At 64.0% G+C, this 18,055-nt stretch carries 12 protein-coding genes and 1 pseudogene; 10 read left to right on the top strand and 3 right to left on the bottom strand.

Annotated features, from left to right (window positions below; all coding sequences use genetic code 11):
• Nucleotides 1-14: 14 nt before the first annotated feature.
• The 6 genes from ACTUWL_RS04855 to ACTUWL_RS04830 all read left to right on the top strand — a co-directional run bounded on the left by ACTUWL_RS04855 (nucleotide 15) and on the right by ACTUWL_RS04830 (nucleotide 6,910).
• Nucleotides 15-887 carry a branched-chain amino acid ABC transporter permease gene (locus ACTUWL_RS04855; protein WP_021079915.1) on the top strand — a complete coding sequence of 291 codons (873 nt, stop codon included), beginning with the start codon at nucleotides 15-17 and terminating at the stop codon, nucleotides 885-887.
• Nucleotides 884-2,656, top strand: a complete 1,773-nt coding sequence (locus ACTUWL_RS04850) for a branched-chain amino acid ABC transporter ATP-binding protein/permease (RefSeq protein ID WP_021079916.1) — start codon at nucleotides 884-886, stop codon at nucleotides 2,654-2,656. Before ACTUWL_RS04855 ends, ACTUWL_RS04850 begins: the two co-directional genes overlap by 4 nt.
• Entirely contained in the window at nucleotides 2,656-3,384 is a 729-nt protein-coding gene (locus ACTUWL_RS04845) for an ABC transporter ATP-binding protein (RefSeq protein ID WP_021079917.1), read from the top strand. The genes ACTUWL_RS04850 and ACTUWL_RS04845 overlap by 1 nt, the downstream gene beginning before the upstream one ends.
• Before the next feature lie 19 nt (nucleotides 3,385-3,403).
• Nucleotides 3,404-4,489 (top strand): malate/lactate/ureidoglycolate dehydrogenase, encoded by a 1,086-nt coding sequence (locus tag ACTUWL_RS04840; protein WP_021079918.1) that lies wholly within the window; start codon nucleotides 3,404-3,406, stop codon nucleotides 4,487-4,489.
• A gap of 37 nt (nucleotides 4,490-4,526) precedes the next feature.
• The gene (locus ACTUWL_RS04835) at nucleotides 4,527-5,303 is read left to right on the top strand and encodes an HpcH/HpaI aldolase family protein (RefSeq protein ID WP_021079919.1); all 777 of its coding nucleotides are present in this window, start codon (nucleotides 4,527-4,529) and stop codon (nucleotides 5,301-5,303) included.
• An 83-nt stretch (nucleotides 5,304-5,386) separates the two neighbouring features.
• A complete protein-coding gene (locus ACTUWL_RS04830) occupies nucleotides 5,387-6,910 on the top strand; it encodes a UxaA family hydrolase (RefSeq protein ID WP_021079920.1) in 1,524 nt (507 codons plus the stop codon).
• Between the two features lie 119 nt (nucleotides 6,911-7,029).
• On the opposite strand, the gene ACTUWL_RS04825 is transcribed toward ACTUWL_RS04830, so the two are convergent.
• Complete coding sequence (locus ACTUWL_RS04825) at nucleotides 7,030-7,494, bottom strand: DUF2147 domain-containing protein (RefSeq protein ID WP_021079921.1); 465 nt, start codon at nucleotides 7,492-7,494, stop codon at nucleotides 7,030-7,032.
• A gap of 186 nt (nucleotides 7,495-7,680) precedes the next feature.
• Here ACTUWL_RS04825 and ACTUWL_RS04820 point away from each other — a divergent pair, with 186 nt between their 5' ends.
• From ACTUWL_RS04820 to ACTUWL_RS04810, 3 genes are read left to right on the top strand one after another with little or no spacing between them, the layout of a single operon-like run.
• Nucleotides 7,681-10,947, top strand: a complete 3,267-nt coding sequence (locus ACTUWL_RS04820) for a transglutaminase family protein (protein WP_021079922.1) — start codon at nucleotides 7,681-7,683, stop codon at nucleotides 10,945-10,947.
• Between the two features lie 20 nt (nucleotides 10,948-10,967).
• On the top strand, nucleotides 10,968-13,502 hold the full coding sequence (locus ACTUWL_RS04815; RefSeq protein WP_021079923.1) for a circularly permuted type 2 ATP-grasp protein: 2,535 nt from the start codon (nucleotides 10,968-10,970) through the stop codon (nucleotides 13,500-13,502).
• Nucleotides 13,499-14,377, top strand: coding sequence for a transglutaminase family protein (locus ACTUWL_RS04810; protein ID WP_021079924.1), 879 nt, complete (start codon nucleotides 13,499-13,501; stop codon nucleotides 14,375-14,377). Before ACTUWL_RS04815 ends, ACTUWL_RS04810 begins: the two co-directional genes overlap by 4 nt.
• A 28-nt stretch (nucleotides 14,378-14,405) precedes the next feature.
• Here the strand turns inward: ACTUWL_RS04810 and ACTUWL_RS04805 are convergent, their stop codons facing one another.
• Entirely contained in the window at nucleotides 14,406-15,947 is a 1,542-nt protein-coding gene (locus tag ACTUWL_RS04805; RefSeq protein WP_035651955.1) for an ATP-binding protein, read from the bottom strand.
• A 402-nt stretch (nucleotides 15,948-16,349) separates the two neighbouring features.
• Between ACTUWL_RS04805 and ACTUWL_RS04800 the strand changes: the two are divergent.
• A pseudogene (locus tag ACTUWL_RS04800) lies at nucleotides 16,350-16,451 on the top strand (transglutaminase family protein); the annotation flags it as partial.
• A gap of 23 nt (nucleotides 16,452-16,474) precedes the next feature.
• Here ACTUWL_RS04800 and ACTUWL_RS04795 read toward each other — a convergent pair.
• Nucleotides 16,475-17,977: a sensor domain-containing diguanylate cyclase gene (locus tag ACTUWL_RS04795; protein WP_021079926.1), complete on the bottom strand. Its 1,503-nt coding sequence runs from the start codon at nucleotides 17,975-17,977 to the stop codon at nucleotides 16,475-16,477.
• Between the last annotated feature and the right edge of the window lie 78 nt (nucleotides 17,978-18,055).

Genomic DNA, 18,055 nt, shown 5'->3' with positions numbered 1-18,055 from the left:
AACCGAGCGCTGTCATGGATCTAGTTCTGCAATTGCTGTTCACCGGCATCGGCATCGGCGCGGTCTACGCGCTGGTCGCGCTCGGTTTCGTGCTGATCTTCCGCGCCACCAACGTGGTGAACTTCGCGCAAGGCGAATTCTCGATGGTCGCCGCCTATCTGATGGTGGTCTGCGTCGAGCTCGGGCTGCCCTACTGGTTGTCCTTCGTGATCGCGCTTGCCGGTATGGCGCTGCTCGGCGTCGTCTTCAATCTAGGCGTCTACTATCCGCTGCGTCACCGCACCTATCTGCCTGTCATCATCGCCACCATCGGCGCCTCGATCCTGCTGTCGAACTCGGTGCTCGCGATCTACGGCCCGCAGCCGCAGGTGCTGCAAGGCTGGTTCGATACGCCCGGCATCCAGCTCGGCCCGGTCTATCTCGACAGCCAGTATCTTCTGATCATCGGCGTTACGATCCTGCTGGTGCTGTTCAATTTCTGGTTCTTCGAGAAGACGCTGCTCGGCAAGAAGCTGCAGGCGACCTCGCAGGACAAGGAAATGGCCTCGCTGCTCGGCATTTCCGTCTCCACCATGATCATGATCACCTTCATCTATTCGGCGGTGCTCGGCGGCCTCGCCGGCATCCTTGTGGCGCCGGTGCTGTTCGTCTCGATCCAGATGGGCTCGACCATCGCGCTGAAGGCATTCGCCGCGACCATCATCGGCGGCTTCGGTGACGTCGCCGGCGCGATCGTCGGCGGCCTCGCGCTCGGTGTCATTGAAACCTTCGGCGCCGCCTACATCTCGGTGCCGTACAAGGACGGCTTTGCCTTCCTGGTGCTGATCGCCTTCCTGGTGTTCCGGCCGCAGGGCATCTTCGGCGAACGCGTCGCGGAGAAAGCATGAGCGCCAGCGACAACATGATTCCGGCGCCTGCCGTGCGCTCGAAACCGCTGATCATTCGGCACCTGCCGTATTTCCTGGGCGCCGCGGCGCTGGTGGCGCTCGCCGCCAGCATGCAGTTCGACGGCTACGTGCTGAACATCCTGCTCCAGGCCACGACCTTCTCGATCGCGGTGTTCGGACTGTCGGTCGTGCTCGGCCTGTGCGGACAAATCAATCTGGCGCAGGCCGCGTTCTTCGGCTTCGGCGCCTATGTCGTCGGCCTCGGGACTGCCGACCTGCATCTGAACTTCTGGCTCTGCCTGGTTGGCGGCTGCGCGATCAGTTTAGTCGCCGGCGCTTTCCTCGGCATGTCCACGCTGAGGCTCGGTGGCCATTACCTTGCCATGGTGACGATCTCGTTCCAGCAGATCGTGACGCTGGTGATGATCAACGCCATCGGCGTGACCCACGGGCCTGACGGCGTCGCCAATATCCGCCGGCCCGAGCTGTTCCAGTCCTCGCAAAGCTACCTGGCCTTCTGCGTCGCGATGCTCGCCATCGTCGGCTATCTGGTCTGGCATCTGCCCGACACCAAGCTTGGCCGCGCCATGCGCGCGGTGCGAGACAATGAACTTGCGGCCGGCGTCAACGGCATCGATGTGTTCCGTACCAAGGTCTCCGCCTTTGCCGTCTGCGCGGTGCTTGGCGGGCTGGCGGGCGGCTTGTTCGCCGGCGGCTTCGCCTATGTCAGTCCGGACCAGTTCTCGTTCGCGGAATCGATCCAGTTCCTGACCATGTCGCTGCTCGGCGGCGTGGCCTCGCCGATCGGTTCGGTGATCGGCACCGGCCTTCTGATCCTGATCCCGGAATGGCTCCGTTTCCTCAAGAGCGTGCCCGGCCTCTACCTCGCGATCTACGGCCTGTCGGTGATCCTGATCATCCGCTTCATGCCTGACGGCATCTGGGGCTTCGTGTCCGACGCGTTCACGCGGATGCGCGCGCACAGCAAGGCGCCGCCTGTTGCCGGAGCGCTGCAGCTCAAACCGGCGACGACGGGCGGCGACATCGTGCTCGAAGTCTCCGGGCTGTCGAAGCATTTCGGCGGCCTCAAGGCGGTCGACGGCGTCGACATCGCGGTGAAGCGCGGCAGCGTGCATGCGCTGATCGGACCTAACGGCTCCGGCAAGACGACGACGCTGAACGTGCTGTCCGGTCTCTACAAGGCAACGTCGGGCAAGGTCGTGCTCGACGGCACCGACATCACCAGCATGGCGCCGCATCAGCGCACGGCCGCGGGTCTCGGGCGCACCTTCCAGAACATCCGCCTGTTCCGCTCGATGACGGCGCTGGAGAATGTCGAGATCGGCGCCGAGCGTCCCGGCAACACCATGATCGGGAAGGGCGACGAAGCGCTGACCGAGCGCGCGATGGAGGCTTTGACCTTCGTCGGCCTCGGCAGCCGCGCCAACGAACTGATCTCGAGCTTCTCCTACGGCCACCAGCGCCTGATCGAGATCGCGCGGGCGCTGGCCTCGAACCCGACCTTGCTGCTGCTCGACGAGCCGGCCGCCGGTCTCAACTCGACCGAGAAGCTCGAGCTGCATGAGCTGCTCAAGCGCATCGCGGCGCAGGGCCTCACCATCCTGATTATCGATCACGACATGACGCTGGTCTCGGAAGCCGCCCAGCACATCACCGTGCTGAACTTCGGACGCCGCATCGCGGACGGCGAGTCCATGGCCGTGCTGCGTCATCCTGACGTCGTCTCCGCCTATCTCGGGAGCGAATGATGCCGCTGCTCGAAATCCGCAATCTGGTGGTCCGCTACGGCGAGATCGAAGCGCTGCGCGGCGTCACCATCGCCGTAGAGCAGGGGCAAGTGGTCACGCTGCTCGGCGCCAACGGCGCCGGCAAGTCGACGACGCTGCGCGCGATAAGCGGCCTCGCCAAGCCCGCCTCCGGCGACATCCTGTTCGACGGTCACTCGATCGCCGGCCTCGGCCCGGAGGCGATCGTCCGGCTCGGCATCTCGCATGTGCCGGAAGGCCGCCGCGTGTTCCCGGGCCTCACCGTGAAAGAGAACATCATGCTCGGCGCGTCGAACCGGAAGGTTTCGGCGTCGCAGATCTCGCGCGAGGCCGATGCGATGTTCGACCTGTTCCCGGACATCCGCGCCTTTTCGAACGCGCTGGGCTGGACGCTGTCCGGCGGCCAGTTGCAGATGGTCGCGGTGGCGCGCGGGCTGATGGCGAAGCCACGCCTGCTGCTGCTCGATGAGCCGTCGCTCGGTCTCGCACCTGTGATTGTGCAGGCGGTGTTCCGCATCATTTCGCAGATCAGGAAGGACACCACGGTCTTGCTCGTCGAGCAAAATGCGCGCATGGGACTTTCGGTCGCCGATCACGGCTTTGTTCTCGAAACCGGGCGGATCGTGCTCGGCGGCAAGCCCGACGAATTGTGGGGCAATGAAGCCATCGCCGCGGCCTATCTCGGCGGACACGCCAAAACCCACGCCTAATCGAGCGAGCTAATTTTTCATGGTCACCATCAAGGTCGATAATCTCATCAACTTCGTGTCCGAGGTATTTTCGCATTCAGAGTCCTCTCCGGAAGAGGCGAAGCGCATCGCGACCTACCTGACGACGGCCAACCTCACCGGCCACGACAGCCACGGCGTGATCCGCGTGCCTGTTTACGTCAGGTGGAAGAAGATGGGTTCGATCGTGCCGAACCAGACCCCCGAAGTCGTGGTCGACACGCCGTCGCTCGCGGTGGTCGATGGCAAGTTCGGCTATGGCCAGACCGTCACCCCGGTCGCGGTCAAGCTCGGGATCGAGAAGTGCAAGAAAGCGGGGCTTGCTGCCGTCGCGCTGCGCAACTCCGGCCATCTCGGCCGCGTCGGCGACTGGGCCGAGATGGCCGCTGCTGAGGGGCTTGTTTCAATTCATTTCGTCACCGCAGCAGGCTCGCTGCTGGTCGCGCCTTATGGCGGCGTCGAGAAGCGCCTGTCCACCGCGCCATACTGCGTCGGCATTCCGCGCCAGGGCCAGGATCCCATCGTGCTCGATTTCGCAACGTCCGTCGTCGCCGAAGGCAAGTGCCTGGTAGCGAGTCGCGGCGGCAAGAAGCTGCCGATCGGCGCGCTGGTCGATGCCGACGGCACGCTGAGCGAAGACCCGCATGTGCTGTATGGTCCGTATACGCCGGATGGGCCGCGCGATCACACCAAGGGAACCGGCGCGATCCGTGCCTTCGGCGATCACAAGGGCTCGGGCCTTGCCTTCATCTGTGAGCTGCTTGGTGGTGCGCTGACCGGTACCGGCGCGACATCGTCGGACCGTCGCTTCGCCAACGGCATGATGGCGTTCTACATCGATCCCAAGGTGATCGACACCAGCAACTTCTTCGACGGCGAGATCACCCGCTACACCGATTTCATCCGCGCCACCAAGCCGATCGCGGGTACGGATTCAGTGCTGGTTCCGGGCGATCCGGAGCGGAAAACCCGCGCCGATCGCACCAAGAACGGCATCCCCTTGCCTGACGACACCTGGGCGGCGATAGTGAATACCGCGCGCGAAGTCGGCGTCAGCGAAGTCTCGATCCAGCGGGCGACCAGCTGAGGTCCGCCCTCCAAAAACACAAAAGGAAACGCGATCAATGGCAAACAAGGTCAAGCAGGTCTGGGCATCGGGCAAGGCGGTGGTGAACGCGTGGCTCGCGATCCCCTCCGGGTTTTCGGCCGAAGTGATCGCGCAATGCGGCTTCGACAGCGTCACCGTCGACATGCAGCATGGCGTGCAGGACTATCAGTCGATGGTGCAATGCTTCCAGGCGATGCATGCCCATCCGGTGACGCCGATGGTCCGCGTGCCCTGGAATGAGCCCGGCATCATCGGCAAGGTGCTGGACGGCGGCGCCTATGGCGTGATCTGCCCGATGGTCAACACGCCGCAGGAAGCCAAGAACCTGGTCTCTTACGCAAAATATCCGCCGAAGGGCGTGCGCTCCAACGGTCCGATCCGCGCCGGCATGTACGGCTCGGCCGGCACCTATCAGCAGACCGCCAACGACGAGATCGTGCTGCTGCCGATGATGGAGACCAAGACCGCGGTCGAGAACATGGAAGCGATCCTCGACGTCGAAGGCATCGATGGCGTCTATATCGGTCCGTCCGATCTGGGCTTCTCCTACGGTCTGGTGCCGAAGCTCGATCGCGACGAGCCGGAGATCCTCAAGATCTACGAGAAGATCATCAAGGAATGCGGCAAGCGCGGCCTCAACCCGGGCATCCACTGCTCGGGCGCCGAGGGCGCGGTGCGCGCGATCAACATGGGCTTCAAGCTCGTGACGCTGTCGAACGAGGTCGGCCTGATGCAGGTCTACGCCAAGATGCAGGTCAATGCGACCCGCGAGAAGTCCGGCGGCAAGGCGTAGTCATCTTCGCGAATGGCGAACAGGGAGTAGCGAATGGCGCTGCTCCCAATTCCATTCGCTATTCGCTCCAAAGGAGAACTCCCATGGCCTCGGCCCAAGTGATCCGCCTGCACGCCGACGACAGCGTTTTGATCGCGCGCGCGAGCCTGCCGCCGGGGCTGGAGGTGACCGAGGGCATCACCACGGTCGATCGCATTCCGGCCGGCCACAAGGTCGCGATCAAGCCGATCGCGCAAGGCGAACCGATCCGGCGCTATGGCCAGATCATCGGCTTTGCGACGCAGCCGATCGCACCGGGCCAGCATGTGCACACCCAGAACTGCGGCATGGGCGACTTCGCCAAGGACTATGCCTATGGCGTCGACGTCAAGCCGGTCCCGAACTTCGATCTGCCGGCGACCTTCGAGGGCATCCGCCGCGCCGACGGCCGCGTCGCGACGCGCAACTATATCGGCATCCTCACCTCGGTGAATTGCAGCGCCCATGTTGCCGGCATCGTCGCCGACATGTTCAAGAAGAACCCGTTCACCGGCGACAATCCGCTCGCCGACTACCCGAATGTCGACGGCGTCGTCGCGCTGACCCACAAGACCGGCTGCGGCATGACCCAGGACGAGCCGCTAGCACTGCTTCGCCGCACGCTCGGCGGCTATGCGCGCCATGTCAATTTCTCCAACGTGATCGTGCTCGGCCTCGGCTGCGAGGTGAACCAGATCGGCGGCTTGATGGCCGAGCAGAAGCTTGCCGGCCGGCTGCGCGCGATGGACATCCAGGAGGTCGGCGGCACCCGCAAGACCGTCGAAGCCGGTGTTGCCTTCGTCAAGGAAGCGCTCACTGACGCCAACAAGGTCAAGCGCGAAGCGGTGCCGGCGAGCGAACTCACCGTGGCGCTGCAATGCGGCGGCTCGGACGGTTACTCCGGCGTGTCGGCCAATCCGGCGCTCGGCGCCGCGAGCGATCTGCTCGTGCGCCACGGCGGCACTGTGATCCTGTCGGAGACGCCCGAAACCTATGGCGCCGAGCATCTGCTGACCCGTCGCGCCGTCAGCCGCGAGGTCGGCGAGAAGCTGGTTGGCCTGATGCGCTGGTGGGAAGAATACACCCAGCGCGAGGGTGCCGAGATGAACGCCAATCCGAGCCCCGGCAACAAGGCGGGCGGTCTCACGACGATCCTTGAGAAGTCGCTCGGTGCGATGGCCAAGGCGGGCAGCACCAATCTGGTCGACGTGCTGCATTATGCCGAGCCCGTCACCAAGAAAGGCTTCGTGTTCATGGACACGCCCGGCTACGACCCGGTCGCTGCGACCGGGCAGGTCGCGGGCGGCGCCAATCTGGTCTGCTTCACCACCGGCCGCGGCAGCGTGTTCGGCTGCAAGCCCGCGCCGTCGATCAAGCTCGCCACCAACACGCCGATGTACAAGCGGATGCAGGATGACATGGACGTCAATTGCGGCACCATCCTCGACGGCGAGGAGAGCGTGCAGGAATGCGGCCAGCGCATCTTCGACCTCATCCTCAAGACCGCCTCGGGCCAGCCGACCAAGAGCGAGAGCTTTGATTTCGGCGGCGCCGAGTTCGCCCCCTGGGTCTTGGGCGCGACGATGTAGCGCTCGGGGACGGCCACCTTGGCGCTGTCATTGCGAAGCGATGCGCAGCCCAGCTTGCGGAGCGATGGATTACGTCGTCGCTGTCGCTCGTCGCAATGACGACTGCTAAGTCGGCTTGTTCACTGATTGACCGACGCCACCGTGATCTCGCCGACCTTGGTCCAGGTCTCGCCGCCGCACAACACCGCCAGCACGCAGCCGCGCACCTCGAGCTTCTTCGTGCCGGCGAGCTGCAGATCGCTGGAATAAGTCTTGCCGTCGTCGGCGTTGTAGATAGTACCCGACCATTTCTTGTCGGCGACCGAACGCATGGCGTTGAAGATGTTGATGCCGACGATCGGCCGCTGCGCCAATGCCTTGTTGGTGTTCTTGTCGTCGATCTGCGGCTTGCCGGTCGCGGGATCGATCGGCGCCTTCAGCCAGACGATGATGCCACACAACGCCTTGCCGCAAGAGCTGATGCGGATCTTGGCGTCACCGGCCGCAGTCAGCCAGATTCCCTCGACCTCGTCTGCGCGTGCGGCCTGATTCAGCCCGAGCAGCAGCATTGCGGCGGTGGTTAGCAGGATGGTCAATTTCTGCATGGCGCTACTCCATACTCAACATGCGTCCGTACCGTTATGGTGAATGGACTTGGTTAAGTTTGGGTTCAGCCCGGCCGCCAATCGGCGAAATCCGCTCTCCCGATAGGCACTTGCTGCCCGTTGTTAGTGCTTGATGTCGGCCGGAACCAGTGTTCTGCTTAAAAAAGCTGCTGGAGTTCCTGGTCCGTGTCGATCTTCGTCGCACTGCATCACGTCACGCACTACAAATACGACCGGCCGATCGATCTCGGGCCCCAGACCATTCGGCTCCGGCCCGCGCCGCATACCCGCACGCCGATCCTGAGCTATTCGCTCAAGGTCACACCATCAAACCATTTCGTGAATTGGCAACAGGACCCGCAAGGCAACTGGCTCGCTCGCTACGTGTTTCCGGACAAGGCGACCGAGCTCAAGGTCGAGGTCGACTTCACCGCGCAGATGACGGTGGTCAATCCGTTCGACTTCTTCGTCGAGCCCTACGCCAACAGCTTTCCGTTCGAATACCCCCCCGATCTCAAGACCGAGCTCGCCCCCTATCTCGAGACCGAGGCGCCCGGGCCGCTGCTCGCGGCGTATCTGAAGGACATTCCGCGCAAGGCGGACTCGACCGTCAATTTTCTGGTCGAGCTGAACGCGCAGCTGCAAAAGAAGATCAGCTACGTCATCCGCATGGAGGCCGGCATCCAGACGCCGGAGGAGACGCTGGCCGCGGGCTCCGGCTCCTGCCGCGATTCGGCGTGGCTCCTGATCCAGGCGCTGCGCCATCTCGGGCTCGCGACGCGTTTCGTCTCCGGCTATCTCATCCAGCTGCGGCCCGACATCGATCCGCTCGAGGGGCCGCGCGAGGTCGAGAGCGATTTCACTGACCTGCACGCCTGGGCCGAGGTCTATCTGCCCGGCGCGGGCTGGATCGGTTTCGACGTCACCTCCGGCATGCTGACCGGCGAGGGACACATCCCGGTCTGCGCCACGCCGCACTACCGCTCGGCCGCGCCGGTGACCGGCACTGCGGGCTTCGCCAATGTCGAGTTCGGCTTCGAGATGAGCGTCAAGCGTATCCGCGAGGCACCGCGGATCACGCGACCGTTTTCGGATGCATCCTGGGCGCGGCTCGACCGGCTCGGCGAGCAGATCGACGCCGATCTGACGAAGGATGACGTACGGCTGACCATGGGCGGCGAGCCGACCTTCGTGTCGGTCGACGATCTGGAATCGCCGGAATGGAATGTCGCAGCCGTCGGTCCGACCAAGCGCGCGCTGGCCGATGAGCTGATCCGCAAGCTGCGCACGCGGTTCGCGCCGGGTGGCCTGCTGCATTACGGCCAGGGCAAATGGTATCCCGGCGAGAGCCTGCCGCGCTGGGCGTTCGGCCTCTATTGGCGCAAGGACGGCAAGCCGATCTGGAAGAATGCCGATCTGATCGCCTCAGTCGAAAATCCGGGCAAGGCTGAAATCGCCGATGCGGAGCGCATCGCAATCGGCATCGCCGCGCGACTCGGCCTGAAGGCTGACTACGTCATGCCGGCCTTTGAGGACACAGCGTTCTGGCTGGAGCGCGAGGCCGGCCTGCCGGCCAATGTCAGCCCTGCGAATTCCAAATTGACCGATCCGGAAGAGCGCGCGCGTCTCGCGCGGGTGTTCGACGAGGGCCTCACCACGCCGAAGGGTTACGTGTTGCCGATCCAGCGCTGGAGCCCGCTGGACGATCGCGTGCCGGCGCGCTGGCGCAGCGAGCGCTGGAAGATCCGGCGCAGCCACCTGTTCCTGTTTTCGGGCGATTCCCCGCTGGGCTTGCGCCTCCCGATCTCTTCGCTCGAACACGTTCCGCCCGAGGATTTTCCCTACGTCATCGAGCGGGATCCGATGGCGCCGCGCGATGCACTGGGGGAGATCGATCCGGAGCTGACGCGGGCGCTGAAGGAGATTCCGGAGCCGTTGCCGGTGCGCACGGCGATGTCGATCGAGCTGCGCGACGGCGTGCTGTGCGCCTTCATGCCGCCGGTCGAGAAGGTCGAGGATTATCTCGAGCTGATCGCGGCGATCGAGGCCGCTGCCGAAGAATTGCAGCTCGCAGTCCATGTCGAGGGCTACGCGCCGCCATTCGATCCACGCGTCGAAGTGATCAAGGTGACGCCGGACCCGGGCGTGATCGAGATCAACGTGCAGCCGGCGCAGAGCTGGCGGGAGGCCGTCGACATCACCCTCGGCCTCTACGAGGATTCCGCGAAGACCCGGTTAGGGGCCAACCGCTTCCTGATCGACGGCCGGCATACCGGCACCGGCGGCGGCAACCACATCGTGGTTGGCGGCAGCAAGCCGGAGGATTCGCCGTTCCTCCGCCGGCCGGATTTGTTGAAGAGCCTCGTGCTGTATTGGCAGCGGCATCCGTCGCTGTCCTATTTGTTCTCCGGCATGTTCATCGGCCCGACCAGCCAGGCGCCGCGGATCGACGAGGCGCGGCATGACGGGCTCTATGAATTGGAGATCGCGCTGGCGCACGTTCCGCCGCCGGGCATGGACGCGCCGCTGTGGCTGGTCGACCGGCTGTTCCGGCACATCCTGGTCGACATCACCGGCAACACCCATCGCGCCGAGATCTGCATCGACAAGCTTTATTCGCCCGATAGCCCGACCGGCCGGCTCGGCCTGGTCGAATTCCGCGCGCTCGAAATGCCGCCCGATCCGCGCATGTCGCTGGCGCAGCAGCTGCTGATCCGTGCGCTGATCGCGAAGCTGTGGCGCGAGCCGCAGGACGGAAAATTCGTGCGCTGGGGCACCGCGCTGCATGACCGCTTCATGTTGCCGCATTTCCTCTGGGAGGACTTTCTCGGCGTGCTCGCCGAGCTCAAGCAGTTCGGCTACGACGTTGAACCGGAATGGTATCAGGCGCAGCTCGAGTTCCGCTTCCCCGCCTTCGGCCGGGTCCATCACGGTGGCGTCGGCCTCGAACTGCGGCAGGCGCTCGAGCCCTGGCATGTGCTGGGCGAGGAGGGCACCTCGGGCGGCACCGTGCGCTACGTCGATTCGTCGGTCGAGCGATTGCAGGTCAAGGCCACCGGTTTCGTGGAGGGCCGCCATGTCGTCACCTGCAATGGCAGGCGGATGCCGATGACCGAGACCGGCCGCTCGGGCGAAGCGGTTGCAGGCGTCCGCTTCAAGGCCTGGCAGCCGGCCTCCGGCCTGCATCCGACCATTCCCGTGCACGCGCCGCTGACATTTGATTTGATCGACACCTGGAACGGCCGCTCGCTTGGCGGCTGCGTCTATCATGTCGCCCATCCCGGCGGCCGCAACTACGAGACCAAGCCGGTCAACTCCTATGAGGCCGAGGCGCGGCGGCTGGCGCGCTTCCAGGAGCACGGCCACACCCCCGGCAAGATCGAAACGCCGCCGGAGGAACGCACAATTGAGTTTCCCTTGACCCTCGACTTGCGGACGCCGCTCCTGCAGTAATTAAGGGCAGGGGAAGTGGAATGACCGGACCGGGTGGCCAAGGCGGGAGTAGTCAGGAGAGCAGGGCCCGGCCCGGCCAGCGCCGGATGGCGCAATGGACCCGCGACTATGTCCGGCTTCCCGGCATTCCCGATGAATACATCGCCGAGAACGGCGCGCCACGGCCGGTCTGGGCCCGTTTCTTCGATGCCTTCGCTGCGCTGTCGCCGGCCGACATCGAGCGCCGCTTCGCTTCCGCCGACCGCCATCTGCGCGAGGCCGGCGTCACCTACCGCGCGCCCGGCGACACGTCCGACCGGATCTGGCCGCTCAGCCATCTGCCGCTGATCATCGATGCTGCCGACTGGCGTCAGCTCGCCGCCGGCGTCGCGCAACGCGCGCAGCTTCTGGAAATGGTGCTGGCCGATCTTTACGGCGACGGCCGTCTCGTCGCCGAGGGCGCGATCCCGGCGGCCGCGATCGCCGGCAGCAGCGAATATCTGCGCGCGATCAGCGGCATCAAGCCGCCGGGCGGCCGCTATCTGCATCTCTATGCCGCCGATATCGGCCGCGGGCCCGACGGCCGCTGGTGGGTGCTCGGCGATCGCACCCAGGCGCCGTCGGGTGCGGGCTATGCGCTGGAAAATCGCCTGGTGCTGTCGCGCGCGTTTTCCAACCTCTACAAGTCGATGAATGTCGAGCGCGTCGCGCCGTTCTTCGAAGCGTTCCGCGATTCGCTGCGCGCCAGCGCCGACCGCGACGAGCCGCGGATCGGCCTGCTGACGCCCGGCGCATTCAGCGAGACCTATTTCGAGCACGCGACGCTCGCGCGCTATCTCGGCTTCCTCTTGGTCGAGGGCGACGATCTCGCGGTCTCCGGCGACCGCATCCACATCCGCACCGTCGCTGGGCTGAAGCGGCTCGACGTGCTGCTGCGCCGGGTCGATTCCAACATGCTCGATCCGCTCGAGCTCGATGCGTCCTCCTATCTCGGCGTGCCCGGCCTCGTCGAAGTGCTGCGCAAGAGCGGCGTCGTGGTCGCCAACATGCCGGGCTCGGGCGTGATGGAGGCGAGGGCGCTGCTCGGCTTCCTGCCCAATCTGTGCCGGCGCCTGCTCTCTGAAGACCTGATGATGCCGCACATCGCAACCTGGTGGTGCGGTCAGAAGTCGGCCCGCGAGCAGGTGCTGTCGCGGCTCGACGAGTTCGCGATCGAAGGCGCCTATGGCCGCGGCGTTGCGGATTTCCCGGGCAATGGTCCGGTGCTGCCGGGCGAATTGTCGGCTGCGGACCGCGACCGCCTGAAGGATGCGATCAGTCACCGCGGCATCGATTATGTCGGACAGGAGCTGGTGCGCCTTTCCACCACGCCGGTGTGGGAGAACGGCCGCATCGCGCCGCGTCCGTTCGTGCTGCGGGTGTTTGCGGCGGCGACGCCGAACGGCTGGACCGTGCTGCCCGGCGGCTTCTGCCGGATCGCCGACCGGGCCGATGCGCGCGCGGTGTCGATGGGCGATGGCGCGGTGTCCGCCGACGTCTGGGTGGTCTCCGACAAGGCGGTTGCGACCTCGACCTTGCTGCCGGCGGTCGACACGGTTCGCATCCGCCGCATCGCCGGCGTGTTGCCGAGCCGCGCCGCCGACAATCTGTTCTGGCTCGGCCGCTATCTCGAGCGCGCCGAGGCCACCATTCGCCTGATCCGGGCGCTGTGCACGCCGCTACGCGATCCGGCGCGGGGTAATTCGAACGGCAACGCGCCGGCGATGCATTCGGCCGAGCGTATCCAGCGCCTGTTGGTGACCTGGGGCGCGGCCTCGCAGACCGCGCGCGCCAATCCCGCCAAGGTCGCGCTCGAGGCGCTGCAGAGCGAGGACAAGTTCGGCTCGGCGCTGTCGCTGGTGCGCTCGGCGCAGCGTACCGCGACGTCACTCCGCGAGCGGCTGTCGCCGGACGCCTGGCAGGTCATCACCGAGATGGCCGACCGCCTGGCGATCGAGGTTCATGACGATGACGGCGTGGTCAGCGCCGCCGAACTGACCTTGCAGGAGCTGGCAAGCTTCGCCGGCCTCGCGCAGGAGAACATGAACCGCGCCGCCGGCTGGCGCTTCCTCGAGATGGGCCGCCGTGCCGAGCGCGCCATCAACACCATCCGCTTTGCCCGTCAGTTCGCCTATGACGAAGCCGGTGACGAGGACCTCGACGTCCTGCTCACGCTGGTGGACTGCCAGATCACCTATCGCTCGCGCTATCTGGTGCAGCCGCTGCTGACGCCGGTGCGCGATCTTGCGGTGCTCGATCCCTATAATCCGCGCTCGGTCGCATTCCAGGTCGCGGCGCTGAACGAGCATATCGCCGCGCTGCCGAGCCTGAAGGAGCATGGCCTGATCGAGCGGCCGCAGCGGCTCGCGGTCTCGGTCGAGGCGATGCTGACGACGGCCGAAGCCTCGAGCCTCGACGTCAAGACCCTGTTCGCGCTGGAGCAGGATCTGCTCAACCTCGCCGATGCGGTCGGGCTGCATTACTTCCCGCATGGACCGAATGCCAGCCGGCCGGAGAAGCTCACGGGGCTGGCGTGATCTACGACATCCGCCACGTCACGACCTACAGCTACGAGACCCAGGTCAGCTTCGCGCGCTGCTCGCTGCGGCTGGAGCCGCTCAGCGGCGACGGGCAGGAGCTGGTTTCCCATTCGGTCGAGATCCGCCCCAGGCCGGCGGAACGCACCGCACGGCGCGATTTCTTCGGCACGCTGACCGAAAGCGTCCTGATCGAGACCGCGCATCGCAGCCTTCGCATCGATTCCCGCTCGCGGGTCGCGGTGGCTCGAGAGCCGCGAGCGCGTGACGCCGCCAGTCCGCCCTGGGAGAGCGTGCGCGATCACGCGTTCGAGGCGCTGAGCCTCGATGCAGCCTCGCCGGTCGGCTATGTCTTCGCCAGTGCGCTGGTGCCCGTGCTGCGGCCGGTGACCGCCTATGCCTCCGCGAGCTTCGCGCCAGGTGGCGGCATCCTCGCCGGCGCTGCCGACCTGATGCGCCGAATCCGCGGTGACTTCAAATACGATCCCAAGGCGACCGTCATCTCGACGCCGCTTCGGGACGTGTTCGAGAAGCGCCACGGCGTCTGTCAGGACTTTGCCCATGTGATGATCGCCGGGCTGCGTGGTCTCGGCCTGCCCGCGGCCTATGTCAGCGGCTATCTGCGCACTATTCCGCCGCCCGGGCAGCCGCGGCTGCAGGGCGCGGACGCAACCCATGCCTGGGTGTCGGTCTGGTGCGGCAGCGAGCTCGGCTGGATCGGGTTCGACCCGACCAACGATCTCATGATCGCCAACGATCACATCATTCTCGCCATCGGCCGCGACTTCGCCGACGTCTCGCCGGTCGACGGCGTCATCGTCGGTGCGCGCAAGCAGAGGCTCAGCGTCGCGGTCGACGTGTTGCCGGTGGAGTGAGGACTAGGATTGCGTTTATACGCATTCGCTATTTCTTGACGATGGTATAGTGAGCCTTGGGATCGCGCGCATACTCACCGGGCCAGAATATCAGGTGCCCCGCACGCATCAAACGATCGAGGTCCTTCTTGCTCGTTTGCCAAGTGCGCCCGGTAAGCCGAGAAGCTTCTGAGACTTGGATCGTTGAGTTCTGGAACGCGTACGCCAAAATCTTGATTTCGTGATCTTGAAGGCGCTTCCAGACATCGACGCCGAAATGGTTGGCGACGTCGGTGTTCGTTGCTCGTTTTCTGGTTGCATGGTCGTTGCTAAGGGTTACACGTACAACTACGCCGTGGACCGCCTCTTGTTTCCATTGTGGCTCGGGTAGATGATACTCCTTCATGCTTTCGCGTATGCGGCGCGTACCCTCGCGAGCCATCCGCACATAACCCAGAAAGCGTAGAGCATCCATGAAGTGATGATTCCGAGCGGCGCGAACTTCATAGATTGTCTTCTCGTTGACGGGCGGAACAAATCCTCCCGGACTTTCGATCTCCATTCGATCGGGAAAGAGCTTCACAAAGACCTCTGAGCCGCTGAAGTTGTACGAGCGATGGACCAATGCGTTCACAACGCCTTCGAACCAGGCATAGGTAGGGTATTCTGGCGTTGTGACAAATTTTCCTTGGTCGTTCAGCCAAGTAACGTCGTAAATGAGGCCAGCGATGATCTCAGCGCCCTCGCGGAGCATTTTTACGACGTTGCCCTCTACGGTGCGGTCCCTCTGAGGGGTGTAGGATTGGCCTTGCCCCTCTGTCTCGCTAGCAAAACGCTGAATACGGAGGCGACAGCCCGGTATCGAAAGTCCCGGATCTTTGGCAGCCAATAAAACAAGACCGTTTAGTGGCTTTAGCTTGCCGTCCTCACGCCGAAGCAAACGACGATCAATCAGCAACTCATCGTTGGAGAATTCGACCCCTTCTCGTTGTCGATAATTATCACAAAAGTCTTGAATGATGCGGAGATCAAAATCGCTCGGATAGTTGTATGGAGCCGTTTCGAGCTCAAACGACAACTCTTGGCGCGTGGCACGGAAATCGTGTTTCTCTTGCTCGCTCATCTTGGAACGGCTCTCGCCGTATCTGATCCACGCCTCTCCCTTGTTGGTCTCCACAAGCTTCCCAAGGTATGGGACGAATATTGCGTAGCAATAGTCCTGCTTCCCATCGACGACGACCGGAAATTTCTTGAACTCCGGTTTTGCCTGCGGGCATCGCGTCAAGTGAGAGCACTCGATATCATTGATTTGCTTTTGGCTGAGCGAGTTGCATCCGACGATTGTGCCGTCGTTCTCCACGCCGTAGACGAGAAGGCCGCCGTCAGGCGTATTAGAGAACGTGCTGTAGTAGGTGGCGAGATCGTCTATCGAAATCTTTCGACAGCCTTTGCGTTCGAATCTGCGATCCTCTCCCAAGAATTCGATGACCTGCTGATTGAGCCGGACCCAAATGTCGCGGGGAGTCCAAACGGCAGGATTATCGTTGACACCAACCGCCGCGTTGAAATCAAACTCGAACTGGTCTGACATACTCGATGTAGTATATCGAGCCATGCTCGATACCTTTATGCGGTAGGATGGGTGTGAAGGCGGACCCAAATCACTATAGCGAGAAGAGAGCCGCTCGTCGCGGCCACCCCGTAACGGCACCCGCGTTGTCCACACTGCTGAGGTTACATGAATACAGCAAACGGGCTCACCTCAAAAAGCTGCCCTAAAACCCCAAAAGGGCCCGGCGTGAACCGAACCCCTTTGGCGGAGCGGGTGGGATTCGAACCCACGATACAGTTGCCTGTATGGCCGATTCGTAATCGGCTGGCTTCAACCACTCACCCAACGCTAAGTTTATTAAGGCACTTTTTTGCAGGACTGCCAAGCGAAAGATGCATCGAGAAGATTGAGGCGGGTCTCGACATCCGCACACACGCGGTTGTCGGCCGCGACTTCGCCGACGTCTCGCCGGTTGACGGCGTCATCGTCGGTGCGCGCAAGCAGAGGCTCAGCGTCGCGGTCGACGTGTTGCCGGTGGAGTGAGCGGAGCGCGGCGAGAATGCCGATCAGGCGACATGCCGCTTGCCCGATTTGTCCCATCCGATCGGGCTGACGATCACGCGGTCGCGGCCTTCTGCCTTGGCTTGATAGAGCGCAAGGTCCGCTGCCTTGAGCAGTTCGCGCGACGTGCGCTCGTGGTCGGGCACGAGGCAGGACACCCCGATGCTGACGGTCGGTAACTCCTGCTCGGATTCGCGTGCGGCCGCGAGCTTCGCGCGAATCTGTTCGGCGACCTCCAACGCACCGGCCTTGCCGATGCCGGGCAGCAACACCGAAAACTCCTCGCCGCCGTAGCGCGCGCCGAGATCGGTGACGCGCTTGGCGCTGGCTGCGATGCATCGCCCCACGGTGGCGAGTACGGCGTCGCCAGCCTGATGCCCGTAGGTGTCGTTGAAGGCTTTGAAATGATCGACATCGATCATCAGAAGCGAAACCGGCGACTTCGCGCGCATGCCGCGCCGCCATTCGGCTTCAAGGGTGTCATCGAGGCGGCGGCGGTTGGCGAGGCCGGTCAGCGCGTCGGTGCTCGCAAGATGCGCGAGCCGGCGTTCGGCAGCGGCCCGCCGCTTGAGAGCAGCCAGCAGATAGAACATCAGGACGATCGAGAAGCTGCACAGCGCGGCCACCACGCTGCCGATCAGCCAGACCTGCTGCCACCAATCGGCATAGATGCCGTCGAGCGAGAGACCCTCGGCGATGATCAGGCGATGGTTGCCGACCGCCTGGAAGACATAGAGCCGCCTGACATGATCGACGAGCGATTTCGTCATGTAGGAGCCGGATTGCCGCGCCGGATACTGCTTGAAGACCTGGGAGTCCTTGATGCTCTGCCCGATCTTGCCGATCTCGAACGGTGTCCGCATCAGCATGACGCCGTCAGTGTTGAACAGCGCCATGCTGTCGCCGAGGCCGAAGTTCAGCTTGCGAAACAGGTTGTGGAAATAGCTGAGCCGCATGCTGCCCGCGACCACGCCTGCAAAGGATCCATCCTCCGTGCTGATACGGCGGCTCAGGCTGATCAGATATTCGCCGTCCGGCGTGACCCAGGGAGCGCTGATGAACAGTCCGCGGTCGGCTCGCGTCTGATGCACCTGGAAGAAGTCCCGATCGGCGAAATTTGCCGTCCGAGGCTTCAATGTCCGGGAATCCAGCGTGACGTCTCCCGCGACATTCAGCACGAGGATCGAGCCGAGATCCTTGGCCGTGGCGGCGCGGTCGAACAGCACGACCTGGCGGAGTTCCGGGCTGACCTTGCCGAGCTCCGGCAGCTTGACGCCGTCGGCGACCGCCTGCAGAGAGAGGTCATAGAGCTCGATGTTGCGGTCGATCTCGCTGGCAATGGAGGCGACGAGGTTGGTCGCCCCTTCCTTCGCATGCTGATAGTCCTTGTCCGCCATCTCCCAGAGGATCGATGCGCAGATCGCCGAAAAGCCCAAAACGAGGCCGATCCCGAGCGCAAGCAGCCGTTTGGTCGGCACCGCCTTCGGCTTTGGCACAGGCCCGTTCATTGTTCGCTTCCCGCTTCCCCCGCGCCCCCGCGCTTTGACGTTTTCTATAGGGGCATCAAATTGAGAAAGGCGACCTGA

This window comes from Bradyrhizobium sp. WCU1 (assembly GCF_053474805.1).
The sequence above is the reverse complement of the archived record's forward strand: the minus strand, read 5'-3'. Positions and strand labels throughout refer to the sequence as shown.

Bases quoted from the DNA above. Each gene is read 5' to 3' on its own strand.
- ACTUWL_RS04855 (WP_021079915.1), top strand. From the start codon at position 15: ATGGATCTAGTTCTGCAATTGCTGTTCACCGGCATCGGCATCGGCGCG.
- ACTUWL_RS04850 (WP_021079916.1), top strand. From the start codon at position 884: ATGAGCGCCAGCGACAACATGATTCCGGCGCCTGCCGTGCGCTCGAAA.
- ACTUWL_RS04845 (WP_021079917.1), top strand. From the start codon at position 2,656: ATGCCGCTGCTCGAAATCCGCAATCTGGTGGTCCGCTACGGCGAGATC.
- ACTUWL_RS04840 (WP_021079918.1), top strand. From the start codon at position 3,404: ATGGTCACCATCAAGGTCGATAATCTCATCAACTTCGTGTCCGAGGTA.
- ACTUWL_RS04835 (WP_021079919.1), top strand. From the start codon at position 4,527: ATGGCAAACAAGGTCAAGCAGGTCTGGGCATCGGGCAAGGCGGTGGTG.
- ACTUWL_RS04830 (WP_021079920.1), top strand. From the start codon at position 5,387: ATGGCCTCGGCCCAAGTGATCCGCCTGCACGCCGACGACAGCGTTTTG.
- ACTUWL_RS04825 (WP_021079921.1), bottom strand. From the start codon at position 7,494: ATGCAGAAATTGACCATCCTGCTAACCACCGCCGCAATGCTGCTGCTC.
- ACTUWL_RS04815 (WP_021079923.1), top strand. From the start codon at position 10,968: ATGACCGGACCGGGTGGCCAAGGCGGGAGTAGTCAGGAGAGCAGGGCC.
- ACTUWL_RS04805 (WP_035651955.1), bottom strand. From the start codon at position 15,947: ATGTCAGACCAGTTCGAGTTTGATTTCAACGCGGCGGTTGGTGTCAAC.
- ACTUWL_RS04795 (WP_021079926.1), bottom strand. From the start codon at position 17,977: ATGAACGGGCCTGTGCCAAAGCCGAAGGCGGTGCCGACCAAACGGCTG.